Genomic DNA, 23675 nt, shown 5'->3' with positions numbered 1-23675 from the left:
GCTCAGCAATCGTTGGTTACATCTTTGATTTCTCGCGGAGTAACTTGTGATGCTGATAATCTGTTGACTAGCAGCCTGACTCCACAAGCACCCACACGAATTGCTTGATTCAGTTGTTAAAGAGCGGTTGGTTAAGATCTTTCGTCTCAACCGAGGCGCGCATTCTACAGCAGCCTCATTTGCTGTCAAGTGGTATTTTTCAGAAGTTTTCCAAGTTTCCTTTTCAACTTCAACCACTTGCGCTTCAGATCTCTCGTCAGCGGGAGGCGAATTCTACAGCGTTACACGCTGCTGTCAACACCTCTTTTTCAACTCCCTTTGTGCTTCGATGAGCTGAAGCAACCCGCTGCCGAAAACTGCGTAACTCTTTGTTTACCAAGGAGTTTTCCGTTTCGACTGCGCCGGAAGTGGGGCGAATTATAGAGATCTGAAATCTGCCGTCAAGCACTGATTTAGGTTTTCTATCAATAAGCTGCAGAAAGCAGCAAAACACCCCAAAGGGTGCCTATATAGAGGAGCCAGAACGCCCCTCTATATAGAAGAGCTTCCCCATAAGCAGCCACAACCCATGTCATAGCCAAAAAATCAGCCCACGCGCACAGACGATTGACTGACCGCCAAAAAACAAAAAAGCACCCAAGGTGCTTTTTTGTTATCGCTATCAGTTGAACAAAGCCGACACCCTCGCCCGCGCCATGTGCAGCTTTTTGTAGCTTTCGATCAGGCGAAGGTGCCTGTCGAGCCCTTCCAGTTTCATGCTCGTCGGCGTCAGACCATAGAACCGCACGCTGCCATCCACGGACCCTATCGCCGCGTCCATCCGCTCGTTGCCGAACATCCGGCGGAAGTTGACCTCGTAGTCGCTCAGTTCCAGATCATCGTCCAGCTGCATTTCCAGCACGACGTTCACAGCTTGATAAAACAAGCCGCGCTCGACGGTGTTGTCGTTGTATTGCAAGAAGGCTTCCACCAGATCCTTGGCCTGATCAAACTTCTGCAAGGCGAGATAAATCAGCAGCCTCAGCTCCAGGATCGTCAACTTGCCCCAAGGCGTGTTGTCGTCGAACTCGATGCCGATCAAAGTGGTGATGTCGGTGTAGTCATCCAGCTCGCTGTTTTCCAGACCTTGGGCCAGCGATCTCAGGCCGACTTTGCTCAGGCTGTGCAGGTTCAGGATGTCAGCGCGGAACTGCAGCGCTTTGTTGGTGTTATCCCAGATCAAATCTTCTACCGGATAAATTTCCGAGTAACCCGGCACCAGAATGCGGCAGGCCTTGGCACCAATGTGCTCATAGACTGCCATGTACACTTCTTTGCCCATGTCTTCGAGAATGCCGAACAGGGTCGCGGCCTCTTCGGTATTGGAGTTTTCGCCCTGACCGGAGAAATCCCACTCAACGAATTCAAAATCCGGTTTTGCACTAAAGAAGCGCCACGAGACCACACCGCTGGAATCGATAAAGTGCTCGACGAAGTTGTTCGGCTCAGTCACCGCCTGACCTTCGAAGGTCGGCTGAGGCAGATCGTTCAGGCCTTCGAAACTGCGGCCTTGCAGCAGCTCCGTCAGGCTGCGCTCCAGCGCCACTTCCAGGCTGGGGTGCGCGCCGAACGAGGCAAACACACCACCGGTACGCGGGTTCATCAAGGTCACACACATCACCGGGAACTCCCCGCCCAGCGATGCATCCTTGACCAGCACCGGGAAGCCCTGCTCTTCCAGGGCCTGGATACCAGCCAGAATCCCCGGGTATTTCGCCAGTACTTCCTGCGGCACATCCGGCAGGGCCATTTCGCCTTCGAGGATTTCGCGTTTGACCGCGCGCTCGAAGATTTCCGACAGGCACTGCACCTGGGCTTCGGCCAGGGTGTTGCCGGCGCTCATGCCATTGCTCAGGAACAGGTTTTCGATCAGGTTGGACGGGAAGTACACCACCTCATTGTCCGACTGGCGCACAAACGGCAGTGAACAAATGCCGCGCTGGGTATTGCCGGAGTTGGTGTCGTACAGATGCGAGCCACGCAACTCGCCATCCCGGTCGTAAATCTTCAGGCAGTACTCGTCGAGAATTTCAGTCGGCAGTTCGTCCTTCGGGCCAGGCTTGAACCAGCGCTCGTCCGGGTAATGCACAAACGCCGCGTTGGCGATGTCCTCGCCCCAGAACTGATCGTTGTAGAAGAAGTTGCAGTTGAGCCGCTCGATAAACTCGCCCAGTGCCGATGCCAGCGCGCCTTCTTTGGTCGCGCCTTTGCCGTTGGTAAAACACATTGGCGAGTGCGCGTCGCGGATGTGCAGCGACCACACATTGGGAACGATATTGCGCCACGAAGCGATTTCAATCTTCATGCCCAGGTCAGCCAGGATGCCCGACATGTTGGCGATGGTTTGCTCCAGCGGCAGGTCCTTGCCCACAATGTAGGTGCCCGCCTCGCTGGTCGAGTGCGGCATCAGCAACGCCTGGGCATCGGCGTCGAGGTTTTCGACCTCTTCAATCACAAACTCAGGCCCGGTTTGCACCACCTTCTTTACCGTACAACGGTCGATGGAGCGCAAGATCCCCTGACGGTCCTTGGCGGAAATGTCCGCTGGCAATTCAACCTGAATCTTGAAAATCTGGTTGTAGCGGTTTTCCGGATCAACAATGTTGTTCTGCGACAGGCGGATATTTTCGGTGGGGATATTGCGAGTTTCGCAATACAGCTTCACGAAGTACGCCGCACACAACGCCGACGAAGCCAGGAAGTAATCGAACGGCCCCGGTGCCGAGCCATCGCCCTTGTAGCGAATGGGTTGATCGGCAATCACCGTGAAGTCGTCGAACTTGGCTTCAAGTCGAAGGTTGTCGAGAAAGTTGACCTTGATTTCCATGTGCGATTACCAGAATTACGAGCTAAACGATTTGGCCGCCATTATCCGGTTTTTCGGCACAGACCGTTAACTTTCCGCTATTTATCGATCAACACCACACCCCGCTCCTCAAGCAAGCGCACAAACATCGTCAGGCTCTGCGACACGGTCCCCCTGCGCCACACCAGCCAGGTGCGTAAATAGCGGAACGACTCCGACAACGGCCAGACGCTGACCGTCGTGCATCCAGGCATGCTTTCGAGCATGCTGCGGGGCATCAGCGCCAGGCCGGCACCGGCGCTGACGCAGGCCAGCATGCCGTGATAGGACTCCATTTCGAAAATCTTGCCGGGCACCGCCGCGCCATTGGCGAACCAGCTTTCGAAATGATGGCGATAGGAGCAGTTGGAGCGGAAGGCATAGATGTTTTCGCCATTCACATCCTTGGCCCGATGAATCGGGTCATGGTTGAGGGGGGCGATCAGGACCATTTCCTCCTCGAATGCAGGCACGCCCTCCAGCGCCGGATGCAACACCGGACCATCGACAAATGCAGCGGCCAGCCGCCCGGACAGTACTCCATCGATCATGGTCCCGGAGGGGCCGGTGGACAGGTCCAGTTCGACCTTGGCGTGCTTCTGGTTATAGGCGGCCAATAGCTCTGGAATACGTACCGCTGCAGTACTTTCCAGCGAACCCAGGGCGAAGGCTCCCTGCGGTTCTTCACCCGCCACGGTGGCTCGCGCCTCCTGAACCAGATCGAGAATACGTCGAGCGTAATCCAGAAAGCTCCAGCCGGCCGGCGACAGGCGCAGGCGACTCTTCTCACGAATAAACAGATCCACACCCAGGTCCAGTTCAAGCTGTTTGATTCTGGTCGTGAGATTCGATGGCACCCGGTGGATATGCTGGGCGGCCACGCTGATGCTGCCGTGCTCGGCGACAGCCTTGAAAATTTCGAGCTGAACCAGATCCAAGCCATTCTCCAAACGTGAACGTTATGCTCATTATTATTCAGTTTCCAGAAAACATATAGCCCCATAACCTGAGCACATTCCTACCTCGCAGGACGGTGCCATGACCAACGTATCCAGCCTTACCCATGCCATTTCGATCAACCCCGCTACGGGCGAGCAGATCGGCCATTACCCTTTCGAATCCGATTCGGCATTACAGGCCGCGCTGACGCGGGCCGCTACCGGGTTTCGCGCCTGGCGCGGCAAACCGGTTGAACAGCGCGCGCAACTGTTGATCAACCTCGGTCAGGCCTTGCGCAACAATGCACAGGCCATGGCGAACATGATCACCCTGGAAATGGGTAAGCCGATTGCCCAGGCCCGCGGTGAAATTGAAAAATGTGCGCAGCTCTGCCAGTGGTACGCCGAACACGGCCCCGCCATGCTGAGCCCGGAACCGACTCTGGTTGAAGGCGGCAAGGCACGCATTGAATATCGTCCCCTGGGCCCGATTCTCGCCGTGATGCCGTGGAACTTCCCCATCTGGCAAGTCCTGCGCGGCGCGGTCCCCACCCTGCTCGCCGGCAATACCTACGTGCTCAAGCACGCGCCAAACGTCATGGGCAGCACCTACCTGCTGCTGGAGGCCTTCAAGCAAGCGGACTTCCCCGAAGGTGTTTTCGAGGTCATCAACGTCACCCCGGACGGTGTATCCAAGGCGATCGCCGATCCACGCATCGCGGCCGTCACCCTCACCGGTAGCGTGCGAGCGGGCATGGCCATCGGTGCTCAGGCCGGAGCCGCACTGAAGAAGTGCGTATTGGAACTGGGCGGCTCCGACCCGTTTATCGTTCTCGACGACGCAGACCTCGATGAGGCGGTAAAAGCCGCCGTGATCGGGCGCTATCAAAACACCGGACAAGTCTGTGCCGCAGCCAAACGCCTGATTGTCGAGCAAGGCATTGCCCGGGAATTTACCCGCAAGTTCGTCGAGGCCACCCAACAACTGGTTGTCGGTGATCCACTGGCTACCACTACCTATATCGGCCCGATGGCTCGCTTCGATCTGCGCGATGAACTGGATCAACAGGTGCGCGACACACTGAAAGAAGGCGCGACGTTGCTGATGGGTGGAAAGAAGGCTGAAGGCCCAGGTAACTACTATGAGCCCACTGTACTCGGCGACGTGACCGATCAGATGACATCATTCAAACAGGAGTTGTTTGGTCCGGTGGCCTCAATCATCACGGCCCGAGACGCAGCCCATGCGCTGGAGTTGGCCAATGACAGCGAGTTCGGCCTCACCGCCACCCTCTACACGCGCAATGTCGAACTCGCCCGGCAGATGGCCAGCGAACTTGAAACCGGCGGCGTGTTCATCAACGGCTATAGCGCCAGCGATCCGCGTGTCAGTTTTGGTGGCGTGAAGAAGAGTGGCTTTGGCCGTGAACTCTCGCATTTCGGTGTGCGTGAATTCTGTAATGCACAAACGGTTTGGCTGGACCGGCGTTAAGGGGGGCGTTGTGTTCCGAACCCGGCTCGGTGGCCGGGTTCTGTTTTCACTCTTGAATGGGAAGGTCAGCTCGCAACTCCTGCATGGTGAGCAATCCTTGTTTTCTGGGATTGCCGCACATCCAACAGGAACATACCTTCCCATTGTTTGCAAAAAGCCCGGCGTTTTTCTCGCTGGTTGACCAGCATTCGTAAGCGCGTTGCCTTGAATAAAAACGAGCCTTTATGCGGCGCGTATCGTGTCGTCGTTGAGCTCTAGACATGTTTTCTCCTAAGCCGAATACGACGAAGCCCCGGCAGACTTCTCTGGCGAGGCTTTGTTCGGCTCATTTCTAAATATATAGAAATGACAGGATTTGATTAAATTCGCTCATCCGTTAATTGATGTCAACAGGCACTCACGCGGCCCGCTCGAATATTAACCCTCGGCCTCCAGAGTCTCCCCCGGCGTGCGTTTGCGCACCGCAGTGCAACAAGCTGCGCACCCTGGATGAAAAGCTGACGACACCACAGGTCGAGCAGATCGCCGCGAAGTACCAGATCGAGTTGGCAGAATACGGGAAGCTGACTTGAGACAAACCCAACTGAAACCTGAAATCAGTTGCTGCGACTGAGCTGAACGTTTTGGGATGTACATTCGGTGGTGCTAACAGTACCCATGAAAGCATTCATCTTCACGGAGCACTTCTCGATATTCAAGCCGTTACGTCCATCGCTTGAGATGTTGGTGACATATGGGCCCGCAGTTGTGCAGCCAGCCAAAACAGCAAGCAAGCCCAAGGCAACGATATTGAATTTCATATGAGTCCTTTCGAGCGGTAGCCTGAGCCAAATGGTTCGCCGAAAACGGCATTGAAACGTAGTCAGAGCGTAGACCAACCCGAAAAAATCACCCACTCCTCTGTCGCACCCGGTCACGGTAAAGCCATGATTATCGTCATCACAACACCGCGCTACATGGCTTGGCTCATCGACAAGGGGTCGCGGCGATGACGTCAGACAAGCTTCTTACCCTTTGCCCAACCAGCGACCATCAAGACCACGCCAGGAATCCAAAGGCCCGGCGCAGTGATAGCAAGACCGCAGACAACTAGTGGCAGCCCGGTTAAAAACAACGGATTTCGAAACGCCTTTTCCATAGTAACAACTCCATTAAGAATTTATCTCATTAAACCATCTAGCCTACCGGCGAACTGCGATTAGTCACCGGCACCACTGCTTCTCACAAGGTATCCCGTCGTAGTCGCCATCCATTTCCATTCCTGGGCAATTTTGCAGAAAGTTTGTGGCCTCTGCGCACGAGGTCATCTGCGAGCAATATTTGCGCCCATCGCATTTGACTGGAGCCGAAACAGGCTTTGGCGCAATCAAGACCGCAGAGATTCTTTGGGGACTCGATGGCCGAGCCTCAACCCAGGACTGTAATTCAGGGGAAAACTTCCAAGCCAACAGACCAACAACAAGCAAAACCAAAATCAGTTTCATCTTGATCCATCCATGATGAGAGACCGTTTGTGTTCTCACGTTGCCTGCTTCCAGCATAACCCACTAATCCATATACAGCCTGCCGGTGGGAGGCGGCCAACTGGTACGCAGGTTGGAAGGAGGAATAGATGCCGGGCCTCCACGAAGTGCGAGTGCTGTCGCTGCACCTGTACATGAAAGTCGGAAAGGATGGGCAAAAAATCGCGTGACATGCGAGCGAAGGCATGACCCAAAACTACCAACGTGACCACGAGGAAATCATCTGACCAGAGGCGATTCCGGACCTGAATATCAGCAAAATCACCGGGTAGTTTTGCACCAGTTTTGCGCGGGTTTTACGCAGGCACAAAAAAGCCGAACTAGCTGACTGGCTTAAGTGTCTGATTTCACTCAGAAATAATGGTCTGGACGGAGTAATTCGAACACTCGCCCCCTAGCACCCGATCTCCTTTTGCATACTTCTTGAAAGCTTTGAAAATTTCACTCTGGATTTTTCCAAGCGAGTATTTACTTGAGCTCCAGCGGTGTTCTGCTCCACGAGAGTCCAGTAACGTCCATCAAGAGCCGACGTTTTTGTGGGGGTAAAAGTAGGGGGAGTCCATTTCATGACCAAAAATTGCCATCAAAGAACTCGAGTCGCTGGCCGCTGAAGATGCCAGCCGGATCCTTAGGGAAGATGGCAATCAGAGCTGTTCTTTTCATACCAGTCGAATCAGCAGCAACACCAGGAGCACATTCAATACCGCCAGCGAACTCAGGCCCGCAAGCACACCGCCAGCGCCCCAGATCTCTAACAGGTACCCGGCCGCGAGGGGAGTCAAGGCCTGTCCTATGAGCGAAGGCCGAGCCATGCGCCCCATCAGCAAAACATAATGAGTAGGCGACATGAGGGCCAATGGCAGCAGTCCTCGAACGATCGCCCGCAAGCCATTACCCGCACCATAGATCACCAGACCCAGCGCGGTCATTGCCGGAGAGATGGTCACAAACAGCAGACCAATTGCCACGAACACCACAGAGATCAACGTCGTCCAGATCGGGTGTCGCTTTCGCGAAAACACTTGTAGAACACGTGACCCTACCTGACTCGGCCCCAGCAACGCGCTCAGTCCGATAGCGGCTGCAAGCGAGTAGCCCTGCCCCTGCAACAATGAAATCAGCTGGACCGACATCGCCGTCATGATCACGGCACCCAACGCGAAGATCAGCGTAAGCAACAGGTAGATCCGCCGGTCTATTGAGAGACTTTCATCACTCACTGCCGGGCTCTTTGTGAGGGGTCCCGTGCCCCGCGCCAGCACCCAGAGATAAAGCGGTGCCACGGCAATGACCAATAACACCCCATAAGCCACGCATGTCGTGCGCCAGCCAACGTGCTCGATGACCAGCGCTACCGCGGGCCATGACAGCGTTGTCGCAAACCCTGAATAAGCGTGATCCCGGTAATCGCACTGCCCGCCCGCTCCCCGTACAGAGAACCTAAAGCCGCGAATAGCGCTTCATACAGCCCCAGCGCCATACCGACGCCAATCACGGCCCAAGACAAAAGAAACATCGGCAACGAGGTCGAGATGGCCATCAGAAACAACCCGATAGCGACACCCAGCCCGCTACTGGCCAGGATGGGGCGGCCGCCGTACCGGGCGATAAGCCGGCTGGTCAACGGTGCCAGCATCGCGGAAACCAGAATGCTCAGAGACAGTGCGCCATACACCCACTGGCTGGCCCAACCGGTCTCTTTCATGATCGGATCGGCCATGACGGCCATCAGGAAGAACGAACCTCCCCAGACCAGAACTTGCAGCATCCCCAAAATAAAAATGCCGAATACGCCAGGCAGTCGCGTTTGTTGGTTCAAGACAGTGTCATCAGTGGTGAGCAAAGCGGAACTCGTGAGCAGCTGCGCAACTACGGATAATTGGGCGATTTGTATGGGGACGGGGCACTCGCAGCTAACAGGTTCACCGTTGGCTCAAAGCATGTGTCCAGCCCAAATCTTGCGATTGACCAGATCGGCGGCAATCTCGATAAAGGCATCCCCGACAAATTTGGCGGCCGGACTGACCCGCCTGTCGGCCGGAAAAACCTGAACCAGTTTGCGCATGGGAACGGGGTCGACCAAGGGGGCTGCACTGAGCACGCCAGCGTCGACCTGCGCGTAAATCGATGCCAAAGGCAAAGCGGTCAGACCGAAGCCATTTCGGACCAGATCGATCATGGCGCCGAAGGAGTCGGCTTCAACGCTGGTCTTGAGCTTGATCCCGACTTGACGTGCACAATCATCCAGAATCACGCGAAGGCTATGTCGAGCGCTTGGCAATACCAATTGCTGCTCAGCCAATGACTCGAACGATATCGGCGTATCAAGACGCAGGTTGGCGCTGGCGGGACCGACCAGCAGCAGATTTTCCATCATCACCGGCACGATACGCAGCGTATGCAAAGGATGGGGATCGTAAGAAATCGCCAGCTCCAATTCGCCACGCTGAACCCAATCGAGCAGATAACCGCTGAAGGCTGAGGAAAACCTGACGGCGAGATTCGGATGCGCCTCTTTGATCTTGCGTACCAATGGAACAGTGATAATTTGCGCGACCGTCGGCGTCGTGCCGATGACGACCGTTCCCCGAAAAGAGGACTTTGCGCCCACAACAGAACTTCGAATGGACTCCATTTCTTCCATGATTCGGGTGGCATGTGCCAACACTTCACGTCCGGCGTCGGTGATCTCCATGCCTCGACCATGTCGATCAAACAGGTAGGTGCCGAGTTCCTTTTCCAACAATCGAATTTGCCGGCTAAGTGCCGGTTGCGCGATGTGAAGACGATCCGAGGCCTTGCTGAGACTGCCCAGCTCGGCAACATGAATCAGGGTTTTGAGTTGAACGACATCCATTACCAGGCCAGTCAGCATCGGGCTCGGCGCGATATGCGGCGAAAGTGCTGTGAGTGTAATCGCATTTACGCACCTTGGAATGCCCCGCAACCACCGTGTCGTGCGGCCCCAGGACCTTCAAGCCGGCTGTATCCCCCGGCCCGCCGGGGCTGCACGCCAAGCTATAAAATTCAGGTATATCAGTTAGGCCTGCCTGACGGCTTATTACCCTCCTGACTCTGCGGTAGCGTGCAATCAACGTCGGCGCCAAAGAGCGCTCGACTCACTACAAGAATAAGATTCGAGGGCTCGCGCCATGATGTTCAATGCTTCGTCTCACCCGTCCGATTTCCCCGGGCCACTACCGTTCGCCACGCTCGTGCATCCACCCTCTCCCTTCTCTACGGAAATCCGGCCGTGAGCGGGTTCACGCCTTTTCGTTAAACCCAAAACCCAACGAGCCAGTCACGTCGGACGCGCATCAGCGCGCTCCTCGTCTCCCCTCGCCTTGAAAAAAGGGTGAATCACATGTCCGCATCAATCACAGACGCCAAAGACCACGCAGCCCAAACTGCTGCGATGAGAGCGCCCAACCGCGTCAAGGCCATCATGGGTGCCTGCTCGGGCAATCTGGTGGAGTGGTACGACTTTTTCATTTACGCCTACACCGCCATCTACTTCGCCGCTTCGTTTTTCCCCAAGGGCGACACGACCAGCCAGCTACTGGCGACCGCGGGCGTCTTCGCCGTCGGCTTTTTCATGCGCCCGCTCGGTGGCTGGATATTCGGCTGGATCGCTGACACTCGCGGCCGCAAGGTCTCGATGATTATCTCGGTGTTCATGATGTGCGCCGGCTCGCTGCTGATCGCCGTCATGCCGACCTACGCAACCATAGGCGTCGCGGCGCCGATCCTGCTCGTGGTTGCCAGGCTGATTCAGGGCCTGTCGGTCGGTGCGGAATACGGCACCGGCGCCACCTACATCAGCGAAATCGCGACACCGGGTCGTCGCTGTTTCTATGGCTCGTTTCAGTACTTCACCATCATTGCCGGTCAGCTGCTGGCCTTGATGACCGTCGTCATTCTCCAACAAACCCTGACCGGTGAAGAGTTGCGCGAGTGGGGTTGGAGGATTCCGTTCTTCATCGGCGCGCTGAGCTCGGTCGTGGTGGTGTATCTGCGTCGCGCCATGCATGAAACCGCCAACAAGAAAGACATGAACCGCAAAGATGCCGGCTCTCTGCGCGGCATGTTCAAACACAAACGCGCAGTTGCCCTGGTGGTGGCGTTCACCATCGGTGGTTCGCTGTATTTCTATACCTTCACTACCTACATGCAGAAGTTCCTGGTGATCTCCGCCGGCTTCAGCCCGGAAACGGTCAGCTTCATCATGACGGCGGCCCTGATCGGCTTCATGCTTTGCCAGCCGCTGTTCGGCTTGCTCGCCGACCGCATCGGTATCAAGGCGCACATGTTGATGTTCTCCGGGCTGGCCATGTTGCTGGTGATCCCCCTGCTGTACTCGCTGCAGTCGGTCAGCAACCCGTTCATGGCATTCGTGCTGGTGTTTGGCGGTCTGGCCATTGCGTCGCTCTACACGCCGATTGCCGGGATCGTCAAAGCCGAACTGTTCCCACCTGCCGTACGTGCATTGGGGGTTGGATTTCCCTATGCGGTGGGCAATGCGGCATTTGGCGGCACCGCCGAATACGTGGCCTTGTCGCTTCGCTCACAGGGCATCGAGGAGTACTTTTTCTTCTACGTAGCGGCGGTCGTGACCATCACCTTCATCGCCGCGATGCTGATGCCCAACCTGTCGCGTTACGGCTATATCAGTGGCTCAGGTGAGATTGAAGAACGTACCGGTTTGAAGGGACGTGTAAAGCCCCATGCTGCGCGAGTCTGATTGACGGAGGATCTCCAGACGACCTTCAAGGGCCCATGACTTGTCATGGGCCCTTTTTTCATCAGCGCACGGCAGAGGCAGGTGCTACCTGTGGTGCAGATTCAGGGATGCTGTTGCCGACCTTTTCCCGATGGGGCCATGCCTGCAAGTCAAGATCAAGATCCGCGAACTGGCTGGAGTCGAATATCGGCGACTTGATGCCGGCCTTGCGCTGCCGGTCATAGTCACGCAGCAAGCGCATGCCGACGTTGAACAACAGCGCCAGCGCGATCAGATTGACGAAAGCCAACAGCGTCATGGTGATATCGGCAAAGGCGAACACCGTGCCCAGATTTTGCACGGCGCCCCAAAGGATCAACAGCAACACCAGGCCCCGATAGGTCATCACCGCAGCACGTTTATCGCCCAGTAGAAAGCGCAGGTTATTTTCGCCCAGATAGTAGTTATAGAGGATCGACGTGAAGACAAACAGAGCCAATGCCACGCTAATGAACGTGCGCCCCCAGTCCCCGACCACTGCCGCCAGTGCGTTCTGTGTCAGTACCAGGCCATCGCCTTCGAAGCCTGGCGTGTAAAAACCCGACAACAGAATCAGCAGCGCCGTGCAGGTACAGATCACAAAGGTATCCAGGAAGACGCTGAAAGCTTGAACCACCCCTTGAGCCGCCGGGTGATCGACTTTCGCTACGGCGGCTACGTTGGGCGCACTGCCCAGTCCCGCCTCATTGGCAAACACCCCGCGTTTGACGCCCATGACGATGGCACTGCCAACCAGGCCTGCGAATGCCTGGTCGAGGCCAAAGGCACTTTTGAAAATGGTCACCAGCATGCCCGGCACATGGTCAAACTGAAGTACGATCACATAAACGGTCACGCCAATGTAGGCCAGTGTCTTGACCGGCACCAACAGGTCCGAGACGGCAGCGATGCGCTTGATGCCACCCATGAATACCAGGCCGAGCAATACGGCAATCGCAATACCGGAGTAGGTCGTGGAGAAGCCGAACGCATTGTTCAGCGAGTGAGTCACGGCATGGGATTGCAGCCCGTTGAAGGCAAAACCGAAAGTCACCAGGAGCAACACGGCCATGACCTTGCCCAGCCACGCCTGTTTCAGTCCGTACTGGATGTAGTACGACGGCCCACCCCGAAACTGCCCCTTGGCATCGCACCGTTTATACAACTGCCCCAGGCTGCATTCGAAGAAGCTGGTGGACATGCCTACCAGCGCGGTCACCCACATCCAGAACACCGCTCCTGGCCCGCCCAACGTCACGGCCAACCCGACCCCGGCGATGTTGCCCGCCCCTACGCGACCCGCCAGGCTAAGCATCAAGGCCTGGAACGAGCTGATCTGACCGGCGCTCTTCTGCACGCTATCGCGAAAGGCTCCGAACATATGCAGGAAATGGCGAAACTGGACAAAGCGTGAACGAATCGTGAAATAGCCACCCAGGCCTACGATAAGTACGATCAGGAGCTTTCCGGAAAGAAAGCTGTTTATGACTTCGAGCATGATTTGAACCTCTTGTTGTTATGGATTACAGGCATGCACGCGCCCTCACACATCGCCGCGGCAGACATGTGAGATGAAACGCGTTGAATAGCGACCGCGAGCCCGCAGTCAGGCTCCCGCCCTACATCGGGAAGCGCTCGGGGCGATCGGACTTACCCGGTTCGACTGCTAGTCTGGAAATCGGCGATCTGTTTCCACATCGCGATGGGGTTGGAGTACATGGGGAAGTGGCCGCAGGCCGGAATTGGCGCCAAACGCACGCCTTGGGCCTCGATGTGCGAAAGGTAGGACAGTGAAGCGTTCTGCTCGCCGTACATGAACATTCGCGGGCACTTCAAGCCGAGAAACCTGCTCATCAGGTCGGCGTTATCGGAAAGGTCGACCATCGACCGGAATATCCCCCGCACTGCCCCGGCACGCACCTTTTGCCTGAGGCTCGCCGAATAGAGTGCGCTGGCGTATGCCGGGGCCTGCCGGGCACGCGCGATGAAAGCCGTGAAAAACTTCTCTGGATCATCGCTTGGATAAGCGTTGATCTGCCGGCTGAGAAAGCAATCTTCCGGAGCAATATTGCCCTCTATATCGACGAAACTGATTACCCGCTCCGGGAACTGATGGGCCAGCATCAGTGCGGTCAGTCCGCCCATGGAGTGGCCGACCAGGTGGAAGCGCTCGATACCGAAATGCTCCAGCATCTGTAATGCGGTCTGCAGCAGAAAAGGAATCGAAATACTGGAAAGGTCGCTGCACTGACTCTCCCCGCAGCCCGGTGCGTCGTAGGCAAGGAAGGGGTGCCCGGCGAATTCCGCGTGCTGCACGATGTCGGCGTAGTCCTCTTTGGTGGAACCAAAACCATGCAGGAACACAATCGGCGTCAGGTTGCCATTTCGATGAATGGCGGCGACGTTCAGCTGGACTCCCTCAACGGTCAAAGGGAGCTGCGTATGAGTGAACGTTTCGGATGCGGTCACGAAAATGACTCCTTGGACGATAGGACTGCCGCCGAAACAGGTCATCGGCGACAGGCCCAATTTCAGCCGGTTCGAGTCTTATGTAAATTCCTAATTGTGGAACGTTTCCATACGCCAAACCTATCGTTGATTGCCCACTCGCTGCTCTTGTCCGGCTCAGGCCTTTTTCCGCAGTCGCGCAATCACTTGCGCTATGAGCGGATTGGGCCGATCCGCATTCCAGGCGACCGCCGTCGTCACCACGTTAAGCTTCTGACTCAATGATCGAAATACCACGTTATCCGGTGCCATTTTTTTCAAGGATGCCGGTACCAGGGCGATGCCCTGCCCATAGCTGACAAAGGCAATTTGCGAAGCGACCGAACGCACTTCATGCAGCACCCGCGGGGAAAACCCGCTGGCTCGGCAGGTTGCGATCAAGTAGTCGAAATAGACCGGGCTGACCTTTCGCGAAAACATCACCAAAGGTTCGTTGGCCAGGCTGGACAAACTGATACGTGTTCGCGCCGCCAATGGGTGGTCACTGGGTAACGCCACTACCAGACGATCCTCCAGCAACGGCAGTGACTGGATCGAGGCGCCCAGATCACCGTCCAGACGGGCGAAGGCCAGGTCGATATCACCGGCTTCCAGTGCCGGAACGGCCTCTACGCTGTCGATTTCCCGCACGGATACGGTCAGGTGCGGGTAATCGTCTTTCATCTGTTCGATCAGACCAGGCAGTACGTCAAACATGGCCGTGGAGATGGCACCGATGGTCAACATCCCCGACTGCCCTGCTACGGCCTCCTCCACCGCCAGTTCCAGGCGCTCGAGTTGTTCGGCGAATTTACGCACCGCCGGCAGGATCGCCGCCCCCACTGGGGTCAGTTTCGCCCCGCGTCGCGAGCGCTCGAACAGTTGGACCTTGAGTGCCTGTTCCAGCACCTGAATCTGCTCGCTCAGGGGAGGCTGAGACATGCCAAGCCGCTTGGCCGCACGGCCGAAATTCTGCTCTTCGGCGACGGCCAGGAACAGCCAGAGGTGACGGATCAGACGGAAATTGATCATGATTATTCCATAGGTTTAGCGTATCTAACGCTTCTGTGATTAGTAATATACCTATCAAATCGCCTCGTCGACACTGGCCGCCTCCGTCACCGCAGGGGCTACCCCATGAACAAAAAGAGTTTGCTGGATCGCTTGGCAGCGCTAGATACCAACACGGTATCCGACGCCCTCGACTTCCTCGGCCTGGCTGGTGCCACCGTGGGACTACGCCCGCTTTGGAACTGCCCGAAGATCATCGGTCGCGCCAGTACCGTGTTGCTGGCGCCAAAAACCGACAGCGTGCCCACCGTGCATCTGATCACCCCGGTAGTGGAGCAGATTGACAGCGACGATCGCGTGCTGGTCATTGCCGGCGGTATCGAGGGCATTTCCTGCTGGGGCGACATTCTCGCCAACGCCGCGGCCGGCAAACAGGTGCGCGGCACGGTCATCGACGGCTTCAGTCGCGATATCGATGGCAGCGAGTCGATTGGCTACCCGGTATATGGCCGTGGCGTCACCATGATCAGCGCGCGCAATCGGGTGGTGCAGATCGATGCCGCCGTGACGATCAATGTGGCGGGCGTCGACGTCAGCGAAGACGACTATGTCATCGCCGATAACTGCGGAACGGTGTTCGTGCCCCAGGCTTACATCGAGAAGGTAGTCGATCTTGGCGAGCGCATTACCCGTCGCCAGGACGGCATGGTGGAAGCGGTTCGCAGCGGCCGCTCAGTGGCCGAAGTGATGCATGACACCCAGTTCGAAGCTATCCAGGTGGAGCGTTCCTGATGAATCTTGAAGACCAAGCACTTGTCGCCCTGTTTGAGGGCCTGGACACCCCTGGCGTCTCCGATGCCCTGGACAAACTCGGCCTGCCCGGCCAATGCCTGGGCGTGGCACCGCTGGACAATTACAGCAAGGTCATCGTCGGACCTGCCTTCACCGTGCAGTACGTTTCGGCCAGCGTGCCTCCCGGTACTGTGGGCGACTTCATCGAAGACGTGCTCCCCGGTGACGTCGTGGTGATCGACAACAGTGGCCGCACAGACTGCACGGTATGGGGCGACATCATGACCCAGTACGCCAGCAGCCGGCAGATTGCGGCCACCGTCATCGACGGTGTTTGCCGAGACGTGAACAAGGCGCTGAGCGACGGCTATCCGATCTTCAGCAAGGGCCGCTTCATGCGCACCGGTAAGGACCGCGTACAGGTTCAGTCGGTCAATCAACCAGTGTCTGTCGGCACGGCTCGCGTCTGTGCCCGGGACATCGTGGTGGCCGACGCCAACGGCGTGGTGATTGTGCCTCGCGCCCGGGCAACTGAAGTGGCCGCGTGCGCCCGCCAGATCGAGTCGGTCGAAGCCGATATCCGAGCCCTGATCGCTCAAGGCAAAACCCTCAAGCAAGCCCGCGCCGCACTGGGTTACCACCACCTGCAGAGGAAAGTCTGATGACCACGCTCCCCCTCCCGTTGAATTTCCACGAACGAGCAAAAGTCCTGGGCAGCTCGACGCTGTATGAAGCGTCCCATCTGCCCTGTGCGGTCGACAGCGCGATCCGTCCCGTCTGGGACGGTGCCTTCATCGCCGCGCCGGCCTACCCACTGGAGTGCTCGCCGGGTGACAACCTGTCGTTGCACCTGGCAATGGAACGCGTGCCTCGCGGCAGCGTTCTGGTGGTGGGTACGGGAAGTTTCATCGCCGGTTACTGGGGTGAAGTGCTGACCGTGGCAGCCGAAGCGGCAGGCGTGGTCGGCCTGGTCATTGATGGGGGCGTTCGTGATATCGCGGCGCTGAAGAAGCGCCAGTTTCCAGTATTCGCGCGCGGCATCTCGGTCAAAGGCACCGTCAAGGTCAGCGCGCCCTCCGTGGGCCAGCCATTCAATTTCAATGGCGTAGGCGTGGCGGTCGGTGACCTGGTCGTAGCCGACGATGATGGCGTGATCATCATTCCCAAGTCGGATGCCGCACGTACCCTCGCTGAAGGCGAAGCTCGCGCGAACAAGGAGGCGCTGATGATGCAAGCATTGACCGAAGGTCGCTCGACCCTGGAACTGATGAACCTTACCGAATGGAGAACCCGCGCATGAGCGCTGATATCCAACGTCTGAACCAACGCCTGGCCTGTGCGCAACCTTCCGCGACCTATCGGATAATCGATAGAGTGGCTGAGCGCCGGGCGCAAGGTGCGAAGATCATTTCGCTGTGCGCCGGCGAGCCAGATTTCGATACACCCGAACATGTACGTGAAGCGGCCATTCACGCCATCGAACACGGCCACACCCGCTACACCCAGGTCGCCGGTGTACGCTCACTGCGAGAAGCGGTGGCCGCCAAGTTCCGTCGTGAGAACGGCCTGGACGTTACCTGGCAAGACACCCTTGTCTGCAACGGTGGCAAGCAGGTGATCTACAACGCCCTGGCCGCGACCCTCAATGAGGGTGACGAAGTCATCGTGCCGGCGCCGTACTGGGTCAGTTATCCGGAGATGGTGCAACTGTGTGGTGGTGAAACCAGAATCGTCACTTGCGATGCCGATACCGGATTCAAGCTGACGCCCGCGGCACTGACCGCGGCGATCACACCGCAGACCCGCTGGCTGATCCTCAACTCGCCGTCCAACCCGACGGGCGCAGTTTACAGCCGGGATGAGCTTCAAGCCTTGGTGCAGGTGTTGTTGGCACACCCTCACGTGTTGATTCTGGCCGATGACATCTACGAACACCTGATCTTCGACGATCAAGTATTCCATACCCTCGCCCAGGTTGAACCACGGCTCGCCACGCGAACCCTGACCATGAACGGTGTTTCCAAGGCCTATGCCATGACCGGCTGGCGTATCGGTTTTGCCACCGGGCCACGCTGGCTACTGGAGGCCATGGAAAAACTGCAAGGTCAGCAAACCTCAGGTGCAAGCTCGATCTCACAGCAGGCCGCACTCGCCGCACTGGAGGGGCCCAAGGACTTCATCCGCGAAAGCCGTGCCGCTTTTCAGGGGCGTCGCGATTTGATGGTGGAGCTTTTGAACGCCACACCTGGTCTTGAATGCGTCAGCCCAGCCGGGGCGTTTTACGCGTTCGCCTCCTGCGCGGGGCTGATCGGTCGCACCTCAGCGGGCGGTCGAGCGCTGCTCACCGATGAAGACGTCGCCCACGCATTGCTCGACGAAGCGAATGTGGCGGTGGTGCATGGCAGCGCGTTTGGCCTCGGCCCCTACATTCGCATTGCCTACGCCCTGGATGATGCTTCATTGCTCAAGGCCTGCGAGGCCATCCGCGCGTTCTGTAGCGCCCTGCGTTAACCCAAGTGTATTTGAACGAACCCGGCCATCGCCGGGTTTCGTTTTTCTCGGCACGGGTCAGACAGTCAGCGGTTTCTCCCCCACGCCACCCGAAGCGTCCAGCGCGGCGGCGTCTCGCTCGGCCTTATCCTCACTCACCAACTCGCCTTCCCATTTGGCCACCACAGCCGTGGCGATGGAGTTGCCCACCGCGTTGGTGGCCGAGCGGCCCATATCGAGGAAGGTGTCGATCCCCAGAATCAGCAGCAAACCGGCTTCGGGAATATCGAACTGGGTCAGCGTCGCGGCAATCACCACCAACGAAGCCCGGGGCACGCCGGCCATGCCTTTGGAGGTCAGCATCAACGTCAACAACATGGTGATCTGCGTGCCGATGGACATCTCGATGCCATAGGCCTGAGCGATGAACAGTACGGCAAACGTGCAGTACATCATCGAGCCGTCAAGATTGAAGGAATACCCCATGGGCATGACGAAACTCGAGATTCGGCGCTTGACCCCAAAACGATCCAGCGCATGAAGAATCTTCGGGTAAGCCGACTCGGAGCTGGCTGTAGCGAAAGACAGAAGGAAAGCCTCTCTGATCAGCACCACCAGTTTGAACACCCGACGCCCCAGAAACATCCAGCCGGCAAACACCAGCATCACCCAGAGCACCATCAGCCCGAGATAGAAGTCGCGCATGAACACGGCGAACTTGACCAGAATGGACAGGCCGTTAATTGAAACGGTCGCGGCCATGGCCGCCATCACCGCCAGCGGAGCAAGCTTCATCACATAACCGGTAACCTTCAACATCGCGTGGGACAGATCTTCGATGACATTCACCAGGCCCTCGGCTTTCTTGCCCAGGGAGGCCAGCGCAACGCCGAAGAATATCGAGAACACCACGATTTGAAGAATTTCGTTGGTGGCCATGGCCTCCGCGAAAGATTTGGGCACCAGATGTGTCATGAAATCCTTGAGGGTGAACACCGACGTTTGCAGGTTGGTCGCACTGGTCACCTCTGGTAATGGCAATCCCAGGTTATGCCCGGGTTGCAACAGGTTGGCCATGACCAGCCCTACCGACAGCGAGATCAACGAGGCCGTCAAAAACCAGCCCAGTGCCTTGCCGAACACCCGGCCGACAGCGCTGGCATCCCCCATGTATGCGATGCCCACCACCAGGGTCGAGAACACCAGAGGGCCAATGAGCATTTTGATCAGGCGTAGAAAAATGTCAGAGACGATCGAGATGTAACCGGCCACTCTCGTCGCCGCCGCTTTGTCCGGGAAGTTCAGGAAAATCATGTAGCCGATAAGAATCCCCAATAGCATGGCGATCAGAATGCCTGCCGCGGCCGGTAGCCTGTTTTTCATTAGGTGTGCCCCCTACTTATTGTTGTAGTTGCGTCGGTTACGCGCTGTAACCACGTAGCCGAAAACTACCCTAGCCCCACCCCGTCAATAAGAGCGGATCACGCTCTAGCTGATATGCCCAAATGCTATGGCCAGGCGCCCAGGCTCAGCACCTTTGCCCTTCCCATACTTTGTGGTTATCGCAGTTCGCCACTGCGCCATGCATTCACCGTCCAGCTATATAAAACGGGCATATCTCAAAGACAAAAACGGTAGTCGTCGTTCTCCTTCAGCACTCCCAGAATGTGTGAAAACACAAAAGCAGCACTGCTTGGGAGATGGGCATGTCAACAGAAGCTGAACAAACCGTGGGGCAGGATTGGCAGGAGGATGTATTCCGCGTGCTCAAGGCCCACGACGTCAAACACGTGGTCTTCGTACCGGATGCAGGTCACTCGGCGGCCATCCGCATGTCGTATGCCGACCCGGACATCAAAGCCGTTGTCCTCACCACCGAAGAAGAAGGCATCGGCTACCTCGCCGGCGCCTGGCTCGGCGGTGAGCGCGGCGCCCTATTGATGCAGTCCAGTGGTGTCGGCAACTGCATCAACACCCTGGCACTTCAGGTATGTGCCGGCTTCCCGCTGTTGATGGTGGTCACCATGCGCGGCGACTGGGCCGAATTCAACGCGTGGCAGAACCCGATGGGCCAGGCCACCGAAGCCTCCCTGAACCTGATGAAGGTCATGACCTGGCGCGCAGATGTCCCGGAAGACGTCGCCCCGCTGCTGCACGGTGCCGCAACCATGGCCTTCAACGGTGATTCCGCCACTGCCCTGCTGCTCGGTCAGCGCCTGATTGGAGAAAAGAAATGGGTCAAGTAAGCGCAAACCACACCCTGTGCCGCCGCGAAGTGGTCAAAGCCTTGCTGGCCGACCGCAAAGATGTGCTGGTCGTGACCGGTCTGGGCTCAGCGTCTTATGACGTCATGGCCGCCGGCGACCATGATCTGAATTATTACCTCTGGGCTGCCATGGGCAGCGCAATAACGGTCGGCCTGGGCCTGGCGAATGCCCAGCCGGACAAGTCGGTGGTGGTAGTCACCGGTGACGGTGAGTTACTCATGGGATTCGGCGCACTGGCCACGGTAGCACTGCAGAAGCCCGCCAACCTGACCATCGCAGTGCTGGACAACGGTCACTTTGGCGAGACCGGCATGCAAGTCAGCCACGCCGGTTTCGGTATTTCCCTGGACCAGGTGGCGAAGACTTGCGGCTTCAGTTGGACCGACGAAATTCGCGACATGGAAGGCGTACACGACCTGCGCGAACGCTTCGCTACCCGTGACGGCGTCAAGCTCGCGACGATCAAGATCAAAGCAGAAAACCCACCCCGGGTGCTGCCACCCCGTGATGGTCACTACGTCAAAAATCGCTTTCGTGCTGCGCTGGGTTTCAACCCGATCTGATTGCGCCCTACCCGAACCCGGTCACGCAGGGCTGATGCCATGCGTGACGCGTTGAGGAGAATAATAATGACCGACCGCAACTCTGATGAACTCAATGCCATCCGCGAAGGCGTACGCGCCTTGTGTGCTGAATTCGATGCCGCGTACTGGCGCAAAGTCGACGAAGAAAAAGGTTTCCCGGAAACCTTCGTCAAGGCCCTGACCGACGCCGGTTGGCTGGCTGCGATGATTCCTGTCGAATATGGCGGCTCCGGCCTCGGGCTGGCCGAGGCCTCGGTGATCCTCGAAGAAGTGAACCGCTGTGGCGGCAACTCCGGCACCGTTCACGGGCAGATGTACAACATGTTCACCCTGCTGCGTCATGGCAGCGAGGCACAGAAAAGCTACTACCTGCCGAAACTGGCCAACGGTGAACTGCGCCTGCAATCGATGGGTGTGACCGAGCCCACCACCGGCACCGATACCACCAAGATCAAGACCACCGCGATCAAACGCGGCGACAAGTACGTGATCAACGGGCAGAAAGTGTGGATCTCGCGAATCCAGCATTCCGACCTGATGATCCTCCTGGCGCGCACTACGCCCTTGGCCGAGGTGAAGAAAAAGTCCGAAGGCATGTCGATCTTTCTGGTCGACCTGCGCGAGGCCATCGGCAACGGCATGACCGTGCAGCCGATCGCCAACATGGTCAATCACGAAACCAACGAACTGTTCTTCGACAACCTGGAAATCCCCGCTGACAGCCTGATCGGCGAGGAAGGCAAAGGCTTCCGGTACATCCTCGACGGGCTGAATGCCGAACGCACACTTATCGCTGCCGAATGCATCGGCGACGGTCGCTGGTTTATCGAAAAGGCCAGTGCTTATGCCCGAGACCGTGTGGTGTTCGGGCGCCCTATCGGGCAGAACCAGGGCGTGCAGTTCCCCATCGCCGAAGCCCACATCGAAATCGAAGCGGCTGACCTGATGCGCTGGCGTGCCTGCGAAGAATACGACAGCGGCATCAACGCCGGGGCCAGCGCCAACATGGCCAAGTACCTGGCAGCGAAAGCGTCCTGGGAAGCGGCTAACGCCTGCTTGCAGACCCACGGAGGATTCGGCTTTGCCTGCGAATACGACGTCGAACGCAAATTCCGCGAAACCCGTCTGTATCAGGTAGCGCCCATCTCTACCAACCTGATCTTGTCCTACGTTGCCGAACACCTGCTCGAGCTGCCGCGCTCTTTCTGATAACAAGAGAGATAAAAATCATGAGCCAGCCCAAAAGCATCCGTCCGCTCGATGGCCTTACCGTCGTCAGCCTTGAGCATGCCATTGCCGCGCCCTTCTGTACCCGACAACTGGCCGATCTCGGCGCAAGGGTGATCAAGGTCGAACGTCCAGGCACAGGCGATTTCGCCCGGGGCTACGATCAACGCGTCAACGGTCTGGCCTCGCACTTTGTCTGGACCAATCGTTCAAAAGAAAGCCTGACCCTCGACCTGAAGCAGGATTGTGCCGCCGACGTGCTGGACAGTTTGCTGGCCACCGCCGATGTGCTCGTGCAGAACCTGGCGCCCGGTGCGGCCGCGCGAATGGGGCTGTCATTCGAGGTGCTGCACCAGCGTTTTCCGCGCCTGATCGTCTGCGACATTTCAGGCTATGGCGCCGGTGGCCCCTACGAGAAGAAGAAAGCCTACGATCTGTTGATCCAGAGTGAAGGCGGATTCCTGTCGGTCACCGGCGGCCAGGGCGAGGAAGAAATGGCCAAGGCCGGTTGTTCAATTGCCGATATCGCGGCCGGCATGTACGCCTACACCGGCATCCTGTCTGCGCTGTTGTTGCGTGAACGCACCGGTGAAGGCAGCCACCTCGACGTTTCGATGCTCGAAAGCCTGGTCGAGTGGATGAACTACCCAATGTACTACGCCTATGACGGAGCTCCTCCGCCCCCTCGCGCCGGCGCTGCACACGCCACCATTTACCCCTACGGTCCCTTCCCTGTCGGTGACGGCACCACGGTGATGCTGGGCTTGCAGAACGAGCGTGAATGGCAGTTGTTTTGCGAGAAGGTGCTGCTTGCGCCCGGGTTGGCCAAAGACCCGCGTTTCTCGGCCAACTTCAAACGTGTCGAAAACCGCAATGTGCTACGGGAATTGATCGTTGAATCGTTCTCCACGCTCAACTTCGATGCGGTGATCGATCGCCTGGACCAGGCGCAAATCGCTAACGCCCGAGTGAACGATATGCAAGGTGTCTGGGACCATCCGCAACTTCAGGCGCGTGATCGCTGGCGAGCAGTCGAAACCTCTGCTGGCCCCGTTCCGAGCCTGGTCCCGCCCGGCAGTAACAGTGCGTTCGAACCTCGCATGGATGCCGTGCCAGGACTTGGCCAACACACCGAACAAGTGCTCAAGGAGCTGGGACTGGGGGCAGAGCGCATTGAACAAATGCGTGCCACCGGTGCCATCTGACGGCAACGATCAAAGT

Annotated in this window: 19 protein-coding genes and 2 pseudogenes; 11 read left to right on the top strand and 10 right to left on the bottom strand. The window is 57.6% G+C overall.

The features are described 5' to 3' along the window. Nucleotides 1-661 precede the first annotated feature (661 nt). Nucleotides 662-2866 (bottom strand): OsmC domain/YcaO domain-containing protein, encoded by a 2205-nt coding sequence (locus tag KGB29_RS02290; RefSeq protein WP_150812773.1) that lies wholly within the window; start codon nucleotides 2864-2866, stop codon nucleotides 662-664. Nucleotides 2867-2943: 77 nt separating this feature from the next. Then, nucleotides 2944-3822, bottom strand: a complete 879-nt coding sequence (ptrR, locus tag KGB29_RS02285) for a putrescine utilization regulator PtrR (protein WP_150812772.1) — start codon at nucleotides 3820-3822, stop codon at nucleotides 2944-2946. A 100-nt stretch (nucleotides 3823-3922) separates the two neighbouring features. Here ptrR and KGB29_RS02280 point away from each other — a divergent pair, with 100 nt between their 5' ends. After that, entirely contained in the window at nucleotides 3923-5314 is a 1392-nt protein-coding gene (locus KGB29_RS02280; protein ID WP_150812771.1) for an aldehyde dehydrogenase family protein, read from the top strand. Nucleotides 5315-5910: 596 nt separating this feature from the next. Here KGB29_RS02280 and KGB29_RS02275 read toward each other — a convergent pair. Then, nucleotides 5911-6114 (bottom strand): hypothetical protein, encoded by a 204-nt coding sequence (locus KGB29_RS02275; RefSeq protein ID WP_080925379.1) that lies wholly within the window; start codon nucleotides 6112-6114, stop codon nucleotides 5911-5913. Nucleotides 6115-6516: 402 nt separating this feature from the next. Beyond that, nucleotides 6517-6798 (bottom strand): excalibur calcium-binding domain-containing protein, encoded by a 282-nt coding sequence (locus KGB29_RS02270; protein WP_150812770.1) that lies wholly within the window; start codon nucleotides 6796-6798, stop codon nucleotides 6517-6519. An 89-nt stretch (nucleotides 6799-6887) separates the two neighbouring features. Between KGB29_RS02270 and KGB29_RS02265 the strand changes: the two are divergent. After that, nucleotides 6888-7064 (top strand): annotated as a pseudogene (locus KGB29_RS02265) (integrase); the annotation flags it as partial. 432 nt (nucleotides 7065-7496) lie between these two features. On the opposite strand, the pseudogene KGB29_RS02260 reads toward KGB29_RS02265, so the two are convergent. Further along, nucleotides 7497-8605 (bottom strand): annotated as a pseudogene (locus KGB29_RS02260) (MFS transporter). A gap of 165 nt (nucleotides 8606-8770) precedes the next feature. Then, complete coding sequence (locus tag KGB29_RS02255) at nucleotides 8771-9712, bottom strand: LysR substrate-binding domain-containing protein (RefSeq protein ID WP_174245511.1); 942 nt, start codon at nucleotides 9710-9712, stop codon at nucleotides 8771-8773. 489 nt (nucleotides 9713-10201) lie between these two features. On the opposite strand from KGB29_RS02255, the gene KGB29_RS02250 reads away from it, so the two are divergent. Continuing rightward, a complete protein-coding gene (locus tag KGB29_RS02250; protein ID WP_150812769.1) occupies nucleotides 10202-11578 on the top strand; it encodes an MFS family transporter in 1377 nt (458 codons plus the stop codon). A gap of 61 nt (nucleotides 11579-11639) precedes the next feature. Here KGB29_RS02250 and KGB29_RS02245 read toward each other — a convergent pair whose 3' ends face one another. From KGB29_RS02245 to KGB29_RS02235, 3 genes are all read right to left on the bottom strand, one after another. Continuing rightward, on the bottom strand, nucleotides 11640-13094 hold the full coding sequence (locus KGB29_RS02245) for an alanine/glycine:cation symporter family protein (protein WP_150812768.1): 1455 nt from the start codon (nucleotides 13092-13094) through the stop codon (nucleotides 11640-11642). Nucleotides 13095-13246: 152 nt separating this feature from the next. Further along, on the bottom strand, nucleotides 13247-14065 hold the full coding sequence (locus KGB29_RS02240) for an alpha/beta fold hydrolase (protein WP_150812767.1): 819 nt from the start codon (nucleotides 14063-14065) through the stop codon (nucleotides 13247-13249). Nucleotides 14066-14221: 156 nt separating this feature from the next. Continuing rightward, complete coding sequence (locus KGB29_RS02235; RefSeq protein ID WP_150812766.1) at nucleotides 14222-15115, bottom strand: LysR family transcriptional regulator; 894 nt, start codon at nucleotides 15113-15115, stop codon at nucleotides 14222-14224. Nucleotides 15116-15220: 105 nt separating this feature from the next. On the opposite strand from KGB29_RS02235, the gene KGB29_RS02230 reads away from it, so the two are divergent. From KGB29_RS02230 to KGB29_RS02215, 4 genes are read left to right on the top strand one after another with little or no spacing between them, the layout of a single operon-like run. Then, nucleotides 15221-15886, top strand: a complete 666-nt coding sequence (locus KGB29_RS02230) for an RraA family protein (protein ID WP_150812765.1) — start codon at nucleotides 15221-15223, stop codon at nucleotides 15884-15886. After that, entirely contained in the window at nucleotides 15886-16548 is a 663-nt protein-coding gene (locus tag KGB29_RS02225; RefSeq protein WP_150812764.1) for an RraA family protein, read from the top strand. The genes KGB29_RS02230 and KGB29_RS02225 overlap by 1 nt, the downstream gene beginning before the upstream one ends. After that, complete coding sequence (locus tag KGB29_RS02220) at nucleotides 16548-17186, top strand: RraA family protein (protein ID WP_150812763.1); 639 nt, start codon at nucleotides 16548-16550, stop codon at nucleotides 17184-17186. The genes KGB29_RS02225 and KGB29_RS02220 overlap by 1 nt, the downstream gene beginning before the upstream one ends. Continuing rightward, nucleotides 17183-18397 carry a pyridoxal phosphate-dependent aminotransferase gene (locus KGB29_RS02215; protein ID WP_150812762.1) on the top strand — a complete coding sequence of 405 codons (1215 nt, stop codon included), beginning with the start codon at nucleotides 17183-17185 and terminating at the stop codon, nucleotides 18395-18397. Before KGB29_RS02220 ends, KGB29_RS02215 begins: the two co-directional genes overlap by 4 nt. Before the next feature lie 57 nt (nucleotides 18398-18454). Here the strand turns inward: KGB29_RS02215 and KGB29_RS02210 are convergent, their stop codons facing one another. Next, a complete protein-coding gene (locus KGB29_RS02210; protein WP_150812761.1) occupies nucleotides 18455-19759 on the bottom strand; it encodes a dicarboxylate/amino acid:cation symporter in 1305 nt (434 codons plus the stop codon). Nucleotides 19760-20082: 323 nt separating this feature from the next. Between KGB29_RS02210 and KGB29_RS02205 the strand changes: the two genes are divergently transcribed. From KGB29_RS02205 to KGB29_RS02190, 4 genes are all read left to right on the top strand, one after another. Next, nucleotides 20083-20622 (top strand): thiamine pyrophosphate-binding protein, encoded by a 540-nt coding sequence (locus tag KGB29_RS02205; protein ID WP_007896342.1) that lies wholly within the window; start codon nucleotides 20083-20085, stop codon nucleotides 20620-20622. Next, on the top strand, nucleotides 20610-21206 hold the full coding sequence (locus KGB29_RS02200) for a thiamine pyrophosphate-dependent enzyme (protein WP_150812760.1): 597 nt from the start codon (nucleotides 20610-20612) through the stop codon (nucleotides 21204-21206). Before KGB29_RS02205 ends, KGB29_RS02200 begins: the two co-directional genes overlap by 13 nt. Nucleotides 21207-21272: 66 nt before the next feature. After that, entirely contained in the window at nucleotides 21273-22436 is a 1164-nt protein-coding gene (locus KGB29_RS02195) for an acyl-CoA dehydrogenase family protein (protein WP_150812759.1), read from the top strand. Between the two features lie 20 nt (nucleotides 22437-22456). Then, the gene (locus KGB29_RS02190) at nucleotides 22457-23659 is read left to right on the top strand and encodes a CaiB/BaiF CoA transferase family protein (RefSeq protein ID WP_191626084.1); all 1203 of its coding nucleotides are present in this window, start codon (nucleotides 22457-22459) and stop codon (nucleotides 23657-23659) included. The last annotated feature ends 16 nt before the right edge of the window (nucleotides 23660-23675 follow it).

This window comes from Pseudomonas sp. BF-B-30 (assembly GCF_019956305.1).
GTDB lineage: Bacteria > Pseudomonadota > Gammaproteobacteria > Pseudomonadales > Pseudomonadaceae > Aquipseudomonas > Aquipseudomonas jessenii.
This window is presented reverse-complemented; position numbering and strand designations above follow the sequence as displayed.

Bases quoted from the DNA above. Each gene is read 5' to 3' on its own strand.
- KGB29_RS02255 (WP_174245511.1), bottom strand. From the start codon at position 9,712: ATGCTGACTGGCCTGGTAATGGATGTCGTTCAACTCAAAACCCTGATT.
- KGB29_RS02200 (WP_150812760.1), top strand. From the start codon at position 20,610: ATGGGTCAAGTAAGCGCAAACCACACCCTGTGCCGCCGCGAAGTGGTC.
- KGB29_RS02280 (WP_150812771.1), top strand. From the start codon at position 3,923: ATGACCAACGTATCCAGCCTTACCCATGCCATTTCGATCAACCCCGCT.
- KGB29_RS02220 (WP_150812763.1), top strand. From the start codon at position 16,548: ATGACCACGCTCCCCCTCCCGTTGAATTTCCACGAACGAGCAAAAGTC.
- KGB29_RS02190 (WP_191626084.1), top strand. From the start codon at position 22,457: ATGAGCCAGCCCAAAAGCATCCGTCCGCTCGATGGCCTTACCGTCGTC.
- KGB29_RS02275 (WP_080925379.1), bottom strand. From the start codon at position 6,114: ATGAAATTCAATATCGTTGCCTTGGGCTTGCTTGCTGTTTTGGCTGGC.
- KGB29_RS02245 (WP_150812768.1), bottom strand. From the start codon at position 13,094: ATGCTCGAAGTCATAAACAGCTTTCTTTCCGGAAAGCTCCTGATCGTA.
- KGB29_RS02210 (WP_150812761.1), bottom strand. From the start codon at position 19,759: ATGAAAAACAGGCTACCGGCCGCGGCAGGCATTCTGATCGCCATGCTA.
- KGB29_RS02205 (WP_007896342.1), top strand. From the start codon at position 20,083: ATGTCAACAGAAGCTGAACAAACCGTGGGGCAGGATTGGCAGGAGGAT.
- KGB29_RS02270 (WP_150812770.1), bottom strand. From the start codon at position 6,798: ATGAAACTGATTTTGGTTTTGCTTGTTGTTGGTCTGTTGGCTTGGAAG.
- KGB29_RS02225 (WP_150812764.1), top strand. From the start codon at position 15,886: ATGAATCTTGAAGACCAAGCACTTGTCGCCCTGTTTGAGGGCCTGGAC.
- KGB29_RS02215 (WP_150812762.1), top strand. From the start codon at position 17,183: ATGAGCGCTGATATCCAACGTCTGAACCAACGCCTGGCCTGTGCGCAA.
- KGB29_RS02195 (WP_150812759.1), top strand. From the start codon at position 21,273: ATGACCGACCGCAACTCTGATGAACTCAATGCCATCCGCGAAGGCGTA.
- KGB29_RS02250 (WP_150812769.1), top strand. From the start codon at position 10,202: ATGTCCGCATCAATCACAGACGCCAAAGACCACGCAGCCCAAACTGCT.
- KGB29_RS02230 (WP_150812765.1), top strand. From the start codon at position 15,221: ATGAACAAAAAGAGTTTGCTGGATCGCTTGGCAGCGCTAGATACCAAC.
- KGB29_RS02290 (WP_150812773.1), bottom strand. From the start codon at position 2,866: ATGGAAATCAAGGTCAACTTTCTCGACAACCTTCGACTTGAAGCCAAG.
- KGB29_RS02235 (WP_150812766.1), bottom strand. From the start codon at position 15,115: ATGATCAATTTCCGTCTGATCCGTCACCTCTGGCTGTTCCTGGCCGTC.